The following is a 16,640-nucleotide window of genomic DNA, read 5'->3' as shown; positions in this document are numbered from 1 at the left end:
AGGGCATCGGCCCGCCGCCCCTGGGTCCGGGGGCAGCCCTGTGGCACAGTAGCGTGACTGGCGGAACGCGCGGGATGTGGCCGTCTGCCGTCGATCTGTTGCCGCGGGGATGCCGCGGGTCAGCCTGATCGCCGGTGCTCGGCCACCGTTGCCGGCGCGGCCCCGTTCGGCCCCGCGCTGGACCGCGTCCTTCCCCGGTCCGCAGACTGCGCGGCCGCACGCAGCATCAAGGGATTCGAATGGAAAGCGATAGCGTAGCCTGGGACCAGGCCGAGCCCGAGGACCTGCTCTTCTGGGTCGAGCGAGCACTGCAGCGGTACGTCGAGCATCACGCCTGCGAGGAGTGTCTCGGCCTTGCTCGCGAGGGACTCGGTCGTCTCCGCCCCGGGCTCGAGGCCGCCGGGCAGCACGACGCGATTCCGTTGTGCGAGGAGCTGTTCCGCGTGACCACGGCCCTGGACGAGGGTCAGCTGCCGTGGAGCCCCGAGGCCTCGGCGCTGCTGGCGCGGGCGGCACGACGGCTTCCGGGGGCCGCGCAGCCCGCAGGATCGGCCCCGGCGGACGAACCGCTGCTGCCTCTGGTCAACGAGCTGCGTTCGCTGCGCGGCGCCGGGCCCCTGATGATGCCGGCGATCGTGACGGCCCAGGGCCCCGCGTCGTCACCGGGCACGACTGTCGAGGCCGGGGGACGTGCGCCCGGGGCCGATCACCCGGTGGCGCCGGAGCCGCGGGCGGACGAAGAATCCGGAGGGCGCGGGAGTCCCCGAAGGGACACCGGAGCGCAAACACCGCCCCCGGTGGCGGAACCGGGGCCACCGGTCGGAACCGCTTCGGCGGCCCCGGGCGCCGGGGGGAGCGACCGACCCGTGCCATCGCGGCTTGCCCACGACCGCGACCTGCTGGAACGCGCGGTCCTCGCACCGCATCTCGATCGGGCCCCGGCGCGCCTTCCCGAGGTCCTGGCCACCGCGGTCCGGGGGCTCGGAAAGGCCTTCGAGCGCTGGCGGGAGGAGGGCGCTTCCGCGGAGGGGGCCCGTGCCCTCGGTGACCGGCTGCGCATCCTGCGGAACATGGCACGCCCGGTCGCCCTGAGGTTTGGCGAATTCGCCGGAGTCATGGAGGCCCTGGCGGTCGAGCTGGCCGATCGCGGTCATCCCGCCGGCCACGAGGCCCTGCAGGTCATTGCGGACGCGATCGAGGTGATGCCCCTGCTGCTCGACGAGGTGCGCGCGGGCGGTCCCGCGGACACGCCGCTCGTCGACATCGTGCTGCGCGCCGAGGCCGTGGTGTCGGAAGAGCCACAGGCCGCCGAGGAGGAGCTGCCGCCTTCACTGTCCAGTGACCTGCCGGGCCTGGACGCGATCCGCAGCCGCGGCCGGGCCGAGATGGCGCGCCTGGCCGCGGCCTTCGAGGCGCTGGAGGAAGGCGCCGGCTCCGCAGACCGCGGGGAGGAGGGTCCGCGCGCCCCGGCACCGGAACAGACCCCGGAGGGGCTGCGCGCCGCGCTCACGCAGGCCACCGAACTCGCCGACTGGCAGCACCGGGTGGTCGACGCGCTGACCCGGATCGCCGACCAGGCGCAGGCCCTGGAGGCGCTGGCCGGACGGCTGCCCGCCCCTGCGGCCGCAGCCGGTGGCTCCAGTTCCGGGGCCGGATCCGGCGCGGGCGCAGCACTGGATGAACTGCAGCAGCTGCGGCACGCCCTGGGCGAGGCCGTGGGCGATGCCTCGGCGGCCGTGCTGCGGCAGCAGCGGCTGACCCGCATGCTGCGGGACTCGCTCGAGGGCGGCGTTCGACACGAGACCCCCGGAGATTGACCGAGCGGCGCCGCGCCCCACGCCAGCCCTCCCCAGCAAGCAAGGGGGGCGATTCCGGGCGTTCGTGGCGGCGCGTGCCGCGATGATCTTCAGCGCAGATCGCCGAACAGCGTCTGCAGCACCGCCAGACCGGCGACGCTCGCGGTCTCGGTCCTCAGGGTCCGGGGGCCGAGGCGCAGACCGCGGAACCCGGCGCCGCGCGCCAGCGCGATCTCCTCGGGACCGAGGCCGCCCTCGGGACCCACCAGGAAGGCGACGGGATCGTTCCCCGAGTCCGTCTGCACGCCGCGCCAGACCTCCGGCGGGTCGCCCGCTGGATCCGCCAGGGCCCGCAGGCCACGCGTCGGGAGTGCCTCGAGGGCCTCCGGCAGTTCGCGCGGGGGCTCCAGCCGCGCAAGCTCGTTGCGGCCGCATTGCTCCGTGGCGGCGCGCAGCACCCCCAGCCAGTGCCGGTAGCGGTTCTCCACGCGCCGGTGACCGCCACCCGAGCGGCTCCGGGCACTGAGCACCGGCCAGATCTCGGCGACGCCAAGTTCCACCGCCTTCTGGATGGCCAGGTCCATGTGGCCACCACGCGCAATGCCCTGAAGCAGGCGGATCGGCCGGGCGGGCGTGGTTGGCGCGGCCGCGACCTGGCCGATCCGCACGCTGCCCGCGCGCCGACCGGATACGCTGAGCACCGCAGCGTGCTCACGACCCGCGCCGTCGAAGACCCGGCAGGCGGCGCCGTCGCGCAGACGCAGCACCGAGACCGCATGCCGCAGCGTGCCGGCGGGCAGATCCACCACGCGCCCCGTCGCCAGCTCCGACTCGACCAGCAACCGGGGGACGCGCACGCGGTGGTTACCGGACGCCCAGGAACCGCCGGGGACGAACCCGGCTCAGGCGCTGGCCCGGAGTTCGCCGAGCCCGAGGTTCTTCCAGATCGCCTCGGCGGCCGCGGCCTGGTTCATCGAGTAGAAGTGGATGCCGGGGGCGCCATCCTCGAGCAGGCGCGCGCACAGCCGCGTGACGACTTCGATGCCGAAGGCGCGGATCGAAGCGGTGTCATCGCCGTAGGCCTCCAGGCGCTTGCGGATGAAGCGCGGGATTTCGGCACCGCAGGCATCGGAGAAGCGGGCCAGCTGCGTGTAGTTCGTGATCGGCATGATGCCGGGCACGATCGGGATCCCGACCCCCATCGCACGCACCCGCTCGAGGAAGGCCGTGTAGGCATCCGCGTTGTAGAAATACTGGGTGATGGCGGAGTCGGCGCCGGCGGCGACCTTCTGGCGGAAGTGCTCGAGGTCCTTCTCCGCGCTCGCGGCCTGCGGGTGAAACTCCGGATAGGCCGCGACCTCGATCTTGAACTGATCGCCGAAATTCTCGCGGATGAAGGCGACCAGTTCGGCCGCATAGCGGAATTCGCCCAGCCTGCCGCCGGTTCCGGAGGGCAGGTCGCCGCGCAGGGCCACCAGCCGGCGCACGCCGTTGTCCCGGTAGGTCTGCAGCAGGTCGAGCAGCTCCCCGCGCGAGGCGGAGATGCAGGAGATATGCGGGGCGGCTTCGACCCTTCCCTCGCGCTGGATCTCCAGCACCGTGTCCAGCGTGCGGTCGCGGGTGGATCCGCCCGCCCCGAAGGTCACGGAGAAATAGGCCGGCTGAAGCGCGGTCAGCCTCTGCCGGGTGCGGCGCAGCCGCTCCACACCCTCCGCGTTCTTCGGCGGAAAGAATTCGAAGCTGAACACCGGCTTGTAACGTGTAGCCTGGTTCATCACAGGTTCCTCCTTGGATGATCCGGAACACCCCTGTCCGGCCCGCCCCCGGTTCGAGCAGCGCACTGCTCCCCTCTTCCGCGTGCGGAAGAGGGGCCGGGGCGGACCGGACGAGAGGGCCGGGTGAGGGGGCCGGTGTTCAGTAGCGGTAGTGTTCCGGCTTGAACGGACCGTCGGCCGGCAGGCCGAGGTAGGCGGCCTGCTCCTCGGTGAGGTGGGTGAGCTTCGCGCCGAGCTTCGTCAGGTGCAGCGCCGCGACCTTCTCGTCCAGGTGCTTCGGCAGCACGTAGACCCGGTTCTCGTAGCGTTCGCCATGCGCGAACAGCTCGATCTGCGCCATCGTCTGGTTGGTGAAGGAGTTCGACATCACGAAGCTCGGATGCCCCGTGCCGCAGCCGAGGTTCACCAGCCGGCCTTCAGCCAGCAGGATGATGCGCTTGCCGTCCGGGAAGATCACGTGGTCGACCTGCGGCTTGATGTTCTCCCACTCGTACTGGCGCAGGCCGGCGACATCGATTTCGGAGTCGAAGTGCCCGATGTTGCAGACGATGGCCTGGTCCTTCATGCGCGCCATGTGGTCGCTGGTGATCACGTCCATGTTGCCGGTGGCAGTCACGAAGATGTCGGCCTGCTCGGCGGCCTCGTCCATCGTCACCACGCGGTAGCCCTCCATCGACGCCTGCAGCGCGCAGATCGGGTCGATCTCCGTGATCCAGACGGTCGCGCCGAGTCCGCGCAGGGACTGCGCACTGCCCTTGCCGACATCGCCGTAGCCGCAGACCACCGCGATCTTGCCGGCGACCATCACGTCGGTGGCACGCTTGATCGCGTCCACCAGCGACTCGCGGCAGCCGTAGAGGTTGTCGAACTTCGACTTGGTCACCGAGTCGTTCACGTTGATCGCCGGGAACGCCAGTTCGCCCTTCTGCTCCATCTGGTAGAGGCGGTGCACCCCGGTGGTGGTCTCCTCGGTCACGCCGCGGATGTTCTTCTTGATGTTCGAGTACCAGTTCGGGGAGGTCTCGAGACGCTTGCGGATGGCCGCGAACAGCGCCCGTTCCTCGTCGTTGCCCGGGTTGTCGAGGATGGACGGGTCCTGCTCGGCACGGGTGCCCAGCATCACCAGCAGCGTGGCGTCGCCGCCGTCATCCAGGATCATGTTCGGCGTGCCGCCGTCGTGCCACTCGAAGAGCCGGTGGGTGAAGTCCCAGTATTCCTCCAGGGTCTCGCCCTTGTACGCGAAGACCGGCGTGCCGCCGGCGGCGATCGCGGCGGCCGCGTGATCCTGGGTGGAGTAGATGTTGCAGGAGGCCCAGCGCACCTCGGCGCCCAGGGCCTCGAGGGTCTCGATCAGTACCGCGGTCTGGATCGTCATGTGCAGCGATCCGGCGATGCGGGCGCCCTTCAGGGGCTTTTCCTGCGCAAATTCCTTGCGGATCTGCATCAGGCCGGGCATCTCGGTCTCGGCGATCGCGATCTCCTTGCGACCGAAGTCGGCCTCGCCAATGTCCTTGACGACGTAATCCTGCTTACTGCTCGGGTTCATCACAGCATTCATGGTTATAGAGCTCCGTGAGTCTGGACGAGCGCCGTTCCATCAGGAAGACACCGAACTGAGCCTGACGGGGATGCCGCTGCAGCGCTCCTCAGCTGGTGTAATTTTGTAACCCATGTCAAGGGTCTGGATCCGTGCTGCCGTTTGCGTGTGGCGGGCGGCATGGATGCCGCCGTCAAGCCTGCAGGGAGGTATTCACGGCGGTCCGCCCACAGGCAGAGCGCCCCGAAGTCCAGGCACCACCCTAACCGAGTCCGGCCGCGTCGCGGAGTTCCGCCGCCCGGTCGGCTCGCTCCCAGGGCAGGTCGATATCTTCGCGGCCGAAGTGCCCGTAGGCGGCCGTCCGGCGGTAGATCGGACGCAGGAGGTCCAGTGCCTGGATCAGGCCCCACGGGCGCAGATCGAAGTGTTCCCGGATCAGCGCGGCAATGCGGTCGTCGGCGATCCGGCCGGTTCCGAAGGTGTCCACGCTGATCGACGTCGGCTGCGCGACGCCGATCGCGTAGGAGACCTGGATCTCGCACTTGTCGGCCAGTCCCGCGGCCACGACGTTCTTCGCCACATAGCGGCCCGCGTAGGCGGCGGAACGGTCGACCTTCGACGGGTCCTTCCCGGAGAAGGCGCCGCCGCCGTGCCGCGCCATGCCACCGTAGGTATCCACGATGATCTTGCGGCCGGTCAGGCCGCAGTCACCCACCGGGCCGCCGATCACGAACTGCCCGGTGGGATTGATGTGCACCTGGTCCTTCGCACACCGCGCAAGCCACTCTGCCGGGAGCACGGGCCTCAGGATCTCCTCCATCACCGCCTCCCGGAGGCTCTCCTGCGTGATCGCCGGATCGTGCTGGGTGGACAGCACCACCGCGTCGATGCCCGCCGGGATCCCGTCTTCGTAACGCAGCGTCACCTGGCTCTTGGCGTCCGGGCGCAGCCAGGCCAGCGAGCCGTTCTTGCGCACCTCGGACTGCCGCCGCACCAGCCGGTGCGCGTAGTGGATCGGTGCGGGCATCAGCGCCTCGGTCTCGCGGGAGGCGTAGCCGAACATCAGGCCCTGGTCACCCGCGCCCTGGTTCGCGCGGTCCGACACGTCGCGGTCCACCCCCATCGCGATATCCGGAGACTGCTCTCCCAGCGCGTTCAGCACCGCACAGGTGCGGCCGTCGAAGCCGACGTCGGAATCGACGTAGCCGATCCCGCAGACCGTGTCGCGCACGATCTTCTCGTAATCGATGATCGCGGTTGTGGTGATCTCTCCGGCGAGCAGCACCATGCCGGTCTTGGTGAGGGTCTCGCAGGCGATTCGGGCGTGCGGATCCTCCGCGACGATCGCGTCCACTACCGCATCGGAGATCTGATCCGCCATCTTGTCGGGATGTCCCTCCGAAACGGACTCGGAAGTGAACAGGTAACTCGTGGACATGCGTTTGTTCCTCGAACCTCAGGGCGGTGGACCAGGGCGGAAAGCCCGGTAGTGTAACCGCTCAGCACAAACATTTCTAAGCAGGCCCCGGCGGAATCCGTGACCCGCGGCGGCGGGTGCCCGGCCGCAGACTTGCCCCGGCACTCGAAACTGTACAAAATGCACCGCCTTTAAATGGGGCTGAATTCGGCTGAAAGTCGCCGGCCGGCCAAACCGGTCTTCAATGCCGCCGACACCAATAATAAGAAGGCGGCCGGCGCCCGTGCATCGTTGGCACGCAGTCCTGACCCGTTCACACGATCATTCAGCTAGGAGATCCGCATGTCTTCCCGCAGAGAGCTTGCCAACGCCGTACGCGCCCTTTCGATGGACGCGGTTCAGAAAGCCAACTCCGGTCACCCGGGCGCTCCGATGGGGATGGCGGACATTGCCGAGGTGCTCTGGAACGATTACCTGAAGCACAACCCCGCGAACCCCGCCTGGCACGATCGCGACCGCTTCGTGATGTCCAACGGGCACGGCTCGATGCTGGTGTACTCCCTGCTTCACCTTACCGGTTACGACCTGCCGATGGACGAACTCAAGCAGTTCCGGCAGCTGCACTCGAAGACGCCGGGCCACCCCGAGTACGGCTACACCGCGGGGGTGGAGACCACCACGGGTCCGCTGGGGCAGGGGGTCAGCAACGCAGTGGGCATGGCGCTGGCGGAGAAGATCCTGGCAGCGCATTTCAACCGGGACGACCACCGCATCGTCGATCACCACACCTATGTCTTCCTCGGCGACGGCTGTCTGATGGAGGGGATTTCCCACGAGGCCTCCGCACTGGCCGGGACGCTCGGGCTGGGCAAGCTGATCGCCTTCTACGACGACAACGGCATCTCCATCGATGGCGAGGTCGATGGCTGGTTCACGGACGACACCCCCTCGCGTTTCGAGGCCTACGGCTGGCACGTGGTGCGGGGCGTGAACGGTCACAGCGCCGACGAGGTGAAGGCGGCGATCGAGCAGGCGCGGGCCGAGACCGGCAAGCCGACCCTGCTCTGCTGCAAGACCATCATCGGTTTCGGTTCGCCGAACAAGCAGGGCAAGGAGGAATGCCACGGTGCCCCGCTGGGCGCGGACGAGATCGAGCTCGCACGCAAGGAGCTTGGCTGGACGCACGGTCCGTTCGAGATTCCGGAAACGATCTACGCCGGCTGGGACGCGAAGGAGAAGGGAGCCCGGGCCGAGTCCGAGTGGAACGACCGCTTCGAGTCCTACAGGGCCGCGCATCCGGAACTCGCGGCCGAGTTCCTGCGGCGCATGAACGGCGACCTGCCCTCCGACTGGACGCAGAAGGCCGAGGCCTTCATCCGGGAGACCATCGAGAAGGCGGAGAAGGTCGCCAGCCGCAAGGCCTCGCAGAATGCGATCACCGGATACGCGCCGGCACTGCCCGAACTGCTCGGCGGGTCCGCGGATCTCGCGGGTTCCAATCTCACCATGCATCCGGGCTCGAAGGGCGTGAGCCGCGACGACGCGGCGGGCAACTACATCTTCTACGGTGTGCGCGAGTTCGGCATGGCGGCGATCATGAACGGGATTGCGCTGCACGGCGGCTTCATTCCCTACGGTGGCACCTTCCTGATCTTCTCCGACTACGCCCGCAATGGCATCCGCATGTCGGCACTGATGGGGCAGCGTGTGCTCTACGTGCTCACCCACGACTCCATCGGTCTCGGTGAGGATGGCCCCACGCATCAGCCCGTCGAGCAAACGCCGAGCCTGCGGCTGATCCCGAACCTGAATGTCTGGCGTCCGTGCGACGGTGTCGAAACGGCAGTGGCCTGGAGGGCCGGCATCGAGCGCACGGACGGGCCTTCGGCCTTCATCCTCTCGCGCCAGGGCCTCGCGCCGCAGCAGCGTGACGAGGAGCAGGTGGCCAACATCGCCCGCGGCGGCTACGTGCTGCATGACAGCGATGGAACTGCCGAACTGATCCTGATCGCTACCGGTTCCGAGGTGGCCATCGCGGTGCAGGCGGCGCAGACCCTGGCGGAGAGGGGGCGCAAGGTGCGCGTCGTGTCGATGCCCTGCGTCGAACTCTTCGAACAGCAGGACCCCGGCTACCGCAACGCGGTGCTGCCCGCCGAGGTGCGGGCCCGCGTGGCGGTCGAGAGCGCTGCCACAACCGGCTGGTACAAGCACGTCGGCCTGGACGGCGCGGTGATCGGTCTGGACCGTTTCGGCGAGTCGGCTCCCGGTGGCGCCCTGATGGAGTACTTCGGCTTCACCGCGGAAAATGTCGTTAGCGTCGCGGAGTCGCTGCTGACCTGAGCACTGCCGGAAGACAGCACGACAACACAGATTTCCGAGCAAGATCACGCAACCTGGGAGAAAGAGAGTTATGACGATCAAAGTCGGTATCAATGGTTTCGGCCGCATCGGCCGCATGGCGTTCCGGGCGATTCACAGGGAATTCCCCGAACTCGAGGTGGTCGCGATCAACGACCTGCTGGATCCCGAGTACCTGGCCTATATGCTGCGCTACGACTCGGTCCACGGTCGTTTCGACGGCGAGGTGTCGGTGGAAGGCAACAGCATGACCGTCGATGGCAAGAAGATCCGCCTGACCGCCGAACGCGACCCCGCCAACCTGAAGTGGAGCGAGGCCGGTGCGGCCGTGGTGATCGAGTCCACCGGCTTCTTCCTGACCGAGGAAACCTGTCAGAAGCACATCGACGCGGGTGCGCAGAAGGTGGTCCAGAGCGCGCCGTCGAAGGATGCGACGCCGATGTTCGTCTACGGCGTGAATCACAACGAGTACGCCGGCCAGGCGATCCTGTCGGCCGCCTCCTGCACCACCAATGCGCTGGCCCCGGTGGCCAAGGTCCTGCACGACAACTATGGCGTGAAGCGGGGTCTGATGAGCACCGTGCACGCCGCCACCGCGACCCAGAAGACCGTCGACGGGCCCTCGCAGAAGGACTGGCGCGGCGGCCGCGGCATCCTCGAGAACATCATTCCGTCCTCCACCGGCGCTGCGAAGGCGGTCGGCAAGGTGCTGCCCTCGCTGAACGGCAAGCTGACCGGCATGGCCTTCCGCGTACCGACCTCGGACGTCTCGGTGGTCGACCTGACCGTGGAGCTCGACAAGGGTGCGGGTTACGACGACATCTGCAAGGCCATGAAGATGGCCTCCGAGGGCGAGCTGAAGGGCGTGCTGGGCTACACGGAGGAGAAGGTCGTCTCCACCGACTTCCGCGGCTCCAGTACCCCGTCGATCTTCGACGCCGGGGCCGGAATCCAGCTCGACGACACCTTCGTCAAGGTCGTCGCCTGGTACGACAACGAGTACGGCTACACCTGCAACATGCTGCGCATGGTGCAGCACGTCGGGCAGTAAGCGCCGATCCCGCCTGCCCGGCGGCAGCGGAGTCCCTGTGGCGCCGCTGCCGCCGGGCATCCACGCCTCGTGCGAGGAGAGGCTCGGCAAGGAACATCGCTTCTTGCCCAACCTCTTTCCCGTTTCCTGTCCCGTGTCCCCATAGGAGTGGTCTGATGTCCGTGATCAAGATGACCGACCTCGATCTGAGCGGTAAGCGCGTGTTGGTCCGCCAGGATCTGAACGTTCCCGTCAAGGACGGCAAAGTCACCTCGGACGCCCGCATCCGGGCCAGCCTGCCGACCGTGGAGAAGGCCCTCGAAGGGGGCGCCCGGGTGATGCTGATGTCGCACCTGGGACGCCCGCAGGAGGGCGAGTTCTCCGAGGCCGACTCGCTGGCCCCCGTTGCCGCCCACATGGGGCAGTTGCTGGGACGCGAGGTGCGTCTGGTACGCGACTACCTCGACGGTGTGGATCTGGCCGAAGGCGAGGTGGTGCTGCTGGAGAACGTGCGGTTCAACCCGGGGGAGAAGAAGGACGACGAGGGGCTGGCAAGGAAGTACGCCGCACTGTGCGATGTCTTCGTGATGGACGCCTTCGGTACCGCGCACCGCGCGCAGGCATCGACCCACGGCGTCGGCCGCTTCGCGCCCACCGCCTGCGCCGGACCGCTGCTGGCCGCCGAGCTCGAGGCGCTGGGCAAGGCGCTCGACCACCCGAAGCGCCCGCTGGTCGCGATCGTCGGCGGTTCCAAGGTCTCGACCAAGCTGACCGTGCTCGAGTCCCTGTCCGGGGTCGTCGATCAGCTGATCGTCGGCGGCGGCATCGCCAACACCTTCATTGCCGCCCAGGGGCACCCTGTCGGCAAGTCGCTGTGCGAGCACGACCTGATCGACGAGGCGAAGCGCCTGATGGAAACGGCTCGCGCCGAGGGGAGCGAGATCCCGGTGCCGACCGACGTGACGGTGGGTCAGGAATTCTCGGAATCCACTCCGGCCGAGGTCAAGCCGGTGACCGGAGTGGCCGAGGGCGACATGATCTTCGATGTCGGTCCCGACACCGCCTCCTCCTATGCCGAGCTGCTGCGCAGGGCGGGCACCATCGTCTGGAACGGCCCGGTCGGCGTCTTCGAGTTCGATCAGTTCGCCGCGGGCACGAAGGCGCTGGGCAAGGCGATCGCCGAGAGCGACGCCTTCTCCATCGCCGGCGGAGGGGATACCCTTGCCGCCATCGACAAGTACGGCCTGAGTGACCGGATCAGCTACATCTCCACCGGAGGCGGCGCCTTCCTCGAGTTTCTGGAGGGCAAGACCCTGCCCGCGGTGGCGATGCTCGAAGAACGCGCCCGGGACTGAACGGCCACGGCAACCCTGGAATCGCTGCATTCATGAGACGTACCAAGATCGTGGCCACGCTGGGGCCTGCGACCGACAGCGAGCGGGCCCTGGAGCGGTTGGTGGAGGCCGGAGTGGACGTGGTCCGCATCAACTTCTCCCACGGGGATGCCGCGAGCCATCGCCAGCGGGTCGCCCGGATACGGGAGATCGCCGCGCGGTCCGGGCGCTGTGTCGGGGTGCTCGGGGATCTCCAGGGTCCGAAGATCCGCATCGCCCGCTTCCGTGAAGGCCCGATCGAACTGAACGAGGGCGACGCATTCGCGCTGGACGCCACCCTCGCGAACGACGCCGGTGACCGGAGCCAGGTGGGCCTGACCTATCCCGACCTGCCGGGCGACGTACATGCCGGGGACACGCTGCTGCTCGACGACGGCCGGCTGGTGCTGAAGGTCGAGGCGGTCCGGGATCAGCGCATCGAGACGACGGTGCTGGTCGGGGGCATGCTGTCGAACAACAAGGGCATCAACCGAATGGGCGGCGGCCTGTCGGCGCCGGCGATCACCGAAAAGGATCGGGAGGATGTCCGGCTGGCGGCCGAACTCGAGGTCGACTTTCTGGCCGTGTCCTTTCCCCGTTGCGCGGAGGACATCCAGCTGGCGCGCTCCCTCCTGCACGAGGCCGGCGGGGATGCCGCGATCTGCGCGAAGATGGAACGTGCAGAGGCGCTGGAAATGGCCGACGAGATCCTGGCGGCCTCGGACGTGATCATGATCGCGCGCGGTGACCTCGGCGTGGAGATTGGCGACGCGGAGCTCCCGGCCGTGCAGAAGAACCTGATCTCCCGCGCCCGCAAGCTGAACCGCGTGGTGATCACCGCGACCCAGATGATGGAGTCAATGATCCAGAGCCCGATCCCGACCCGGGCCGAGGTCTTCGACGTCGCGAACGCGGTACTCGACGGCACTGATGCGGTGATGCTTTCTGGCGAGACGGCCACCGGGCGCTATCCGCACAGGGCCGTGGACAGCATGGGTCGGATCTGTGCGGCGGCGGAACGCCAGCGCGCGGCACGACAGTCCACCCACCGCATGGACAGCTATTTCGGCCGGGTCGACGAGGCCATCGCGATGGCCACGATGTACACCGCCAACCACCTGGACGTCGCGGCGATCGCGGCGCTGACCGAGTCCGGATCGACCGCGCTTTGGATGTCCCGGATCAGTTCCGGCATCCCGATCTTCGCGTTGACCCGACAGGCAAAGACCAGTCGGCGCATGACCCTGTACCGCGGCGTTTATCCCGTTGTCCTGCCGACGATCCCCGACACCCACGCGGAAACGAACCGGGAGGCGATCCGCCTGCTCCTGGAGGAGGGGGTCGTGAAGGACGGCGAACTGGTGATCATCACCAAGGGCGATCTCGACGGGGTGCCGGGAGGCACCAATGCCCTCAAGATTCTTCGTGTCGGCGAGACCGTCACCGTTCCCTGATACCATCTGCGCGAGAGCAACGATGCACCCCACCCGAATCCTGTAAGGAGGAAGACATGGCTCTGATTTCCCTTCGCCAGCTGCTGGACCATGCCGCCGAGCACGGCTATGGCATGCCGGCCTACAACGCCAACAACATGGAACAGGTCCACGCGATCATGGAGGCGGCCGCCGCGGTCGATTCCCCGGTGATCATCCAGGCCTCGGCGGGTGCGCGCAAGTACGCCGGCGAGCCCTTCCTGCGCCACATCATCCTCGCGGCGGTGGAGCAGTATCCGGACATTCCGGTGGTCCTGCACCAGGACCATGGCTCCGAGCCCGCGGTGTGTCTCCGCTCGATCCAGTCCGGGTTCACCTCGGTGATGATGGACGGCTCCCTGATGCCGGACATGAAGACCCCGGCCACCTACGACTACAACGTCGACGTGACCGCCAAGGTGTCGGAAATGGCCCACGCGGTGGGTGTGTCCGTCGAGGGTGAACTGGGCTGCCTGGGTTCGCTCGAGACCGGCATGGCCGGTGAGGAAGACGGCTCCGGCGCCGAGGGCCAGCTGTCGCACGACCAGCTGCTGACCGACCCGAACGAGGCCGCCGATTTCGTGAAGAAGACCAGCGTGGATGCGCTCGCGATCGCAATCGGCACCTCGCACGGGGCGTACAAGTTCACCCGTCCGCCGACCGGGGACATCCTGGCGATCCAGCGCATCAAGGAGATCCATGCACGCATCCCGGAGACCCACCTGGTGATGCACGGCTCCTCCTCGGTGCCACAGGAGTGGCTGGAGATCATCAACAACTACGGCGGCGACATGGGCGAGACCTATGGCGTGCCGGTCGAGGAGATCCAGGAAGGCATCAAGCACGGCGTGCGCAAGGTCAACATCGACACCGACCTGCGCATGGCCTCCACGGGCGCGGTCCGCAAGTTCCTCGCGGAAAACCCGAAGGAGTTCGACCCGCGCAAGTTCCTGATCCCCTCGACCAAGGCGATGAAGGACATCTGCCAGGCCCGGTACGAGGCCTTTGGCTGCGCCGGCATGGCCTCCAAGATCAAGCCGGTCGACCTTGCGACCATGGTCAGCCGCTACAAGGCCGGCGAGCTGGATCCGAAGGTCAACTGAGGGCCGGCGACACCAGCCCTTGCGCCGCGGATGCCGGGACAGGGAGGACCCGGCCCGGGCGCCGGATGATCGCAGGGGGGGCATTGGCCCCCCCTTGTTGTGACAGAATGCCCCTACCGGATACCCCCGGCGCCGTCGGAATGGCCTTCAGCGCGCGGCGGGCCCCGGATCCATGACCCGCGGAGTCCTGCCGCGAGGCCGTCTTGCAGTCCCCAGGAGGTTTCTGATGAAGAAGTTCGCGCTGCTGTTCCTGCTGTTCGTCTGGGTCCTCCCGGCGATGGCCCAGGCGCAGTTATTCACGCGGGACGTGGACCCGCAGGAGCTGATCGACGATGCGCGCGAGACCCTGCGCGACATGGCGCGGCACCCGGATTACGAGGCCCTGCAGAGCGACCTCGAGTCGGCGCGCGGTGTGCTGATCTTTCCCCGGGTGGTCCGGGGCGGCTTTTTCGTCGGCGGCTCCGGCGGCCTCGGGGTCTTCATGGCCTGGGACGACGAACGCGGGGATTACAGCCCGGTGGCCTTCTACTCACTCGGCTCCGTGAGCCTCGGGATCCAGTTCGGGGGCGAGGTCGCGGAGGTGATCATCATCGCGCGAAGCCGGAACGCGGTGGACTCGATGTTCGCCGACGTCTTCCGGCTCGGTGGCGATGCGTCGGTGGCCGCGGGGCCAGTGGGCGCTGGCCGCAGCGCGACCGTCACGGCCGACTTCGTGTCCTACGCACGCTCCCAGGGGGCCTTCCTCGGAATGAGTCTCGAAGGCTCGCGACTGCGCGTCCGCGATGACTTCAATGAGACCTACTACGGCGAGGAGCTGCGCCCTGTTCAAATCATCGAGGCGCGGCGGGTCGACAATCCCGGCACCCACGCGCTGCGCGAGGAACTTGCGTCCTACCGTCTGCCGTCCGCGGGCGAGCCGGAGGGAGCCGAACCGGAGGAGCAGAAGGGGGAAGCGCAGGGCCAATCCTTGCAGGAAGTTCAGCCGATCGAACCCGGTTCCGGCGGTCTGACCATCGATGAGATGGAGGCCGAGAGCATCTGATCCACTGCCGCCGCAGCTGCGTCCTCCGACAGACCGAGGATCGGCAGGCCGCTGCGGCGCGCCAGCTCCGCGCGGTTGTCCATCGCCGGATGCGCATCCGGGCGGCGGCGGTTCAGGACCACGGCCACGACCCGCAGGCCGCGGCGGTCCAGGGCCTCGAGCGCCAGCAGGCATCCGCTCAGCGTGCCCAGCCGGTCCTCGGCCACCAGCAGCACCGGGTCACCCAGCGCCTCGGCGAGATCGGCGTTCAGGCCGTCCTCGCACAGCGGCGAGTACAGCCCTCCCGCACCCTCGGTGATGCGCCACGCGTCCGCCGGCCGCGCGCTCGCGGCCACCAGATCGGCCAGGTGCAGCGGTGACCCCTCCAGGCGGGCCGCGAGGTCCGGTGCCAGCGGCTCGGCCAGCCGGTAGCGGTTGACCTCGGACAGCCGCTCCGGAGCCAGTCCGGCGGCGGCGGCGAGGAGCGCGGCATCCTCCGGGAAGCGCTGTCCCTCCCGCAGCGAGCAGCCGGATTCCACCGGCTTTCGCGGCGCGACGTTCAGGCCACGGGCGCGCCAGATCCGGGCGACCGAACACGCGACGAAGGTCTTGCCGACGCCGGTGTCCGTTGCGGTCACGAACAGGCCGCCGGCGCGCGGCAGGGGGGCATCGCTGGTGCTCATGCCGGGTCCGCGGTCAGGCGCCGGAGTGCCTCCTGGTAGCGCTCCGCGGTGCGGGCCACGATCTCCGCCGGAATCTCCGGGCCGGGCGCCTGCTTGTCCCAGTCGAGGCCCTCCAGGTAGTCCCGGACGAACTGCTTGTCGAAGGATTCCGGGCTGATGCCCGGCCGGTAGCGCTCCTCGGGCCAGAAGCGCGAGGAATCCGGCGTCAGGACCTCGTCGATCAGGTGCAGCCGGCCGGTCGCGTCCAGTCCGAACTCGAACTTGGTGTCCGCGATCAGGATGCCGCGGCGCCGGGCGTGCTCTCGGGCCATCGCGTAGATGCTCAATGCCGTGTCGCGCACCGCCTCCGCCATCCTGCCACCGAGCAGCGAGACCACGGCCGCGAAATCGATGTTCGCATCGTGCTCTCCCTCGCCGGCCTTGGTGCTCGGCGTGAACAGGGCCTCGGGCAGCCGGGCGGCGAGGGTGAGGCCCTCGGGCAGTTCGATGCCGCAAAGGGTCCCGGTCGCCTGGTAGTCCTTCCAGCCCGAACCGATCAGGTAGCCCCTGACCACCGCCTCGACCGGCAACGCCCGCAGCCGCCTGACCACGAGGCTGCGCCCCTCCAGCGGTTGGCGGATGCCGGGATCCGGCACCACCTCGGACAGCGGGATGTCGGTCAGCTGGTTCGGAATGCCCAGTACCTGTTCGACCCTGCGCATCCAGAAGACCGTGATGGCGGTGAGGATCCGGCCCTTGTCGGGGATCGGTGTCGGCAACACCACGTCGAAGGCCGACAGCCGGTCGGTGGTGACCATCAGCAGATGATCCTCTCCCAGCGCGTAGAGATCCCGCACCTTCCCGCGGTGGATCAGCGGCAGGCCCGGGATGTCGCTCTCGAACATCGCATCTTTCATGGGCGAATCTTAACGTGAAAATCCTGCGCACGCGCACGGCCAAACGGTCCAGTACCGAAGACGGGAATCCAAGCCGGGGACAGATTTACAAGTCTGTCCCCGGGGGTGGTCGGTGGTCCCTTGCCGGGGCACCCGTGGGTCGAGCAGCGGCTCGGTGCGGCTTCCGGCGGTTGTCGGCA

Annotated in this window: 13 protein-coding genes and 1 riboswitch; of the genes, 7 read left to right on the top strand and 6 right to left on the bottom strand. The window is 68.3% G+C overall.

What is annotated here, in order from left to right:
• Positions 1-239 precede the first annotated feature (239 nt).
• Positions 240-1,817 (top strand): hypothetical protein, encoded by a 1,578-nt coding sequence (locus ACESMN_RS05305; RefSeq protein WP_373052554.1) that lies wholly within the window; start codon positions 240-242, stop codon positions 1,815-1,817.
• A gap of 89 nt (positions 1,818-1,906) precedes the next feature.
• On the opposite strand, the gene ACESMN_RS05300 is transcribed toward ACESMN_RS05305, so the two are convergent.
• The 4 genes from ACESMN_RS05300 to metK form a co-directional block, all read right to left on the bottom strand.
• Positions 1,907-2,653: a 16S rRNA (uracil(1498)-N(3))-methyltransferase gene (locus tag ACESMN_RS05300; RefSeq protein WP_373052553.1), complete on the bottom strand. Its 747-nt coding sequence runs from the start codon at positions 2,651-2,653 to the stop codon at positions 1,907-1,909.
• A gap of 45 nt (positions 2,654-2,698) precedes the next feature.
• Positions 2,699-3,571, bottom strand: coding sequence for a methylenetetrahydrofolate reductase [NAD(P)H] (metF, locus tag ACESMN_RS05295; RefSeq protein ID WP_373052552.1), 873 nt, complete (start codon positions 3,569-3,571; stop codon positions 2,699-2,701).
• Between the two features lie 139 nt (positions 3,572-3,710).
• Positions 3,711-5,129, bottom strand: a complete 1,419-nt coding sequence (gene ahcY, locus ACESMN_RS05290) for an adenosylhomocysteinase (protein WP_373052551.1) — start codon at positions 5,127-5,129, stop codon at positions 3,711-3,713.
• A 19-nt stretch (positions 5,130-5,148) separates the two neighbouring features.
• Positions 5,149-5,225, bottom strand: a riboswitch (S-adenosyl-L-homocysteine riboswitch).
• 145 nt (positions 5,226-5,370) lie between these two features.
• Entirely contained in the window at positions 5,371-6,546 is a 1,176-nt protein-coding gene (gene metK / locus ACESMN_RS05285; RefSeq protein WP_373052550.1) for a methionine adenosyltransferase, read from the bottom strand.
• 321 nt (positions 6,547-6,867) lie between these two features.
• On the opposite strand from metK, the gene tkt reads away from it, so the two are divergent.
• The 6 genes from tkt (at position 6,868) to ACESMN_RS05255 (ending at position 14,903) form a co-directional block, all read left to right on the top strand.
• Positions 6,868-8,865, top strand: coding sequence for a transketolase (tkt, locus tag ACESMN_RS05280; RefSeq protein ID WP_373052549.1), 1,998 nt, complete (start codon positions 6,868-6,870; stop codon positions 8,863-8,865).
• 70 nt (positions 8,866-8,935) lie between these two features.
• Positions 8,936-9,934 carry a type I glyceraldehyde-3-phosphate dehydrogenase gene (gene gap / locus ACESMN_RS05275; protein WP_373052548.1) on the top strand — a complete coding sequence of 333 codons (999 nt, stop codon included), beginning with the start codon at positions 8,936-8,938 and terminating at the stop codon, positions 9,932-9,934.
• Between the two features lie 155 nt (positions 9,935-10,089).
• Positions 10,090-11,268, top strand: a complete 1,179-nt coding sequence (locus tag ACESMN_RS05270; protein ID WP_373052547.1) for a phosphoglycerate kinase — start codon at positions 10,090-10,092, stop codon at positions 11,266-11,268.
• Positions 11,269-11,300: 32 nt separating this feature from the next.
• Positions 11,301-12,740 carry a pyruvate kinase gene (gene pyk, locus ACESMN_RS05265; protein WP_373052546.1) on the top strand — a complete coding sequence of 480 codons (1,440 nt, stop codon included), beginning with the start codon at positions 11,301-11,303 and terminating at the stop codon, positions 12,738-12,740.
• 56 nt (positions 12,741-12,796) lie between these two features.
• Positions 12,797-13,861: a class II fructose-bisphosphate aldolase gene (gene fba, locus ACESMN_RS05260; RefSeq protein ID WP_373052545.1), complete on the top strand. Its 1,065-nt coding sequence runs from the start codon at positions 12,797-12,799 to the stop codon at positions 13,859-13,861.
• 226 nt (positions 13,862-14,087) lie between these two features.
• Positions 14,088-14,903, top strand: a complete 816-nt coding sequence (locus ACESMN_RS05255) for a lipid-binding SYLF domain-containing protein (protein WP_373052544.1) — start codon at positions 14,088-14,090, stop codon at positions 14,901-14,903.
• Here ACESMN_RS05255 and bioD read toward each other — a convergent pair.
• Both bioD and ACESMN_RS05245 read right to left on the bottom strand, forming a co-directional pair.
• The gene (gene bioD, locus ACESMN_RS05250) at positions 14,840-15,565 is read right to left on the bottom strand and encodes a dethiobiotin synthase (protein WP_373052543.1); all 726 of its coding nucleotides are present in this window, start codon (positions 15,563-15,565) and stop codon (positions 14,840-14,842) included. The genes ACESMN_RS05255 and bioD overlap by 64 nt on opposite strands.
• Positions 15,562-16,461 carry a phosphoribosylaminoimidazolesuccinocarboxamide synthase gene (locus tag ACESMN_RS05245; RefSeq protein WP_373052542.1) on the bottom strand — a complete coding sequence of 300 codons (900 nt, stop codon included), beginning with the start codon at positions 16,459-16,461 and terminating at the stop codon, positions 15,562-15,564. The genes bioD and ACESMN_RS05245 overlap by 4 nt, the downstream gene beginning before the upstream one ends.
• Between the last annotated feature and the right edge of the window lie 179 nt (positions 16,462-16,640).

Source organism: Thioalkalivibrio sp. (genome assembly GCF_041690275.1).
Classification (GTDB): Bacteria; Pseudomonadota; Gammaproteobacteria; order Ectothiorhodospirales; family Ectothiorhodospiraceae; genus Thioalkalivibrio.
The sequence above is the reverse complement of the archived record's forward strand: the minus strand, read 5'-3'. Positions and strand labels throughout refer to the sequence as shown.

Bases quoted from the DNA above. Each gene is read 5' to 3' on its own strand.
- metF (WP_373052552.1), bottom strand. From the start codon at position 3,571: ATGAACCAGGCTACACGTTACAAGCCGGTGTTCAGCTTCGAATTCTTT.
- bioD (WP_373052543.1), bottom strand. From the start codon at position 15,565: ATGAGCACCAGCGATGCCCCCCTGCCGCGCGCCGGCGGCCTGTTCGTG.
- gap (WP_373052548.1), top strand. From the start codon at position 8,936: ATGACGATCAAAGTCGGTATCAATGGTTTCGGCCGCATCGGCCGCATG.
- metK (WP_373052550.1), bottom strand. From the start codon at position 6,546: ATGTCCACGAGTTACCTGTTCACTTCCGAGTCCGTTTCGGAGGGACAT.
- ACESMN_RS05255 (WP_373052544.1), top strand. From the start codon at position 14,088: ATGAAGAAGTTCGCGCTGCTGTTCCTGCTGTTCGTCTGGGTCCTCCCG.
- fba (WP_373052545.1), top strand. From the start codon at position 12,797: ATGGCTCTGATTTCCCTTCGCCAGCTGCTGGACCATGCCGCCGAGCAC.
- pyk (WP_373052546.1), top strand. From the start codon at position 11,301: ATGAGACGTACCAAGATCGTGGCCACGCTGGGGCCTGCGACCGACAGC.
- ahcY (WP_373052551.1), bottom strand. From the start codon at position 5,129: ATGAATGCTGTGATGAACCCGAGCAGTAAGCAGGATTACGTCGTCAAG.
- ACESMN_RS05245 (WP_373052542.1), bottom strand. From the start codon at position 16,461: ATGAAAGATGCGATGTTCGAGAGCGACATCCCGGGCCTGCCGCTGATC.
- ACESMN_RS05305 (WP_373052554.1), top strand. From the start codon at position 240: ATGGAAAGCGATAGCGTAGCCTGGGACCAGGCCGAGCCCGAGGACCTG.
- ACESMN_RS05270 (WP_373052547.1), top strand. From the start codon at position 10,090: ATGTCCGTGATCAAGATGACCGACCTCGATCTGAGCGGTAAGCGCGTG.
- tkt (WP_373052549.1), top strand. From the start codon at position 6,868: ATGTCTTCCCGCAGAGAGCTTGCCAACGCCGTACGCGCCCTTTCGATG.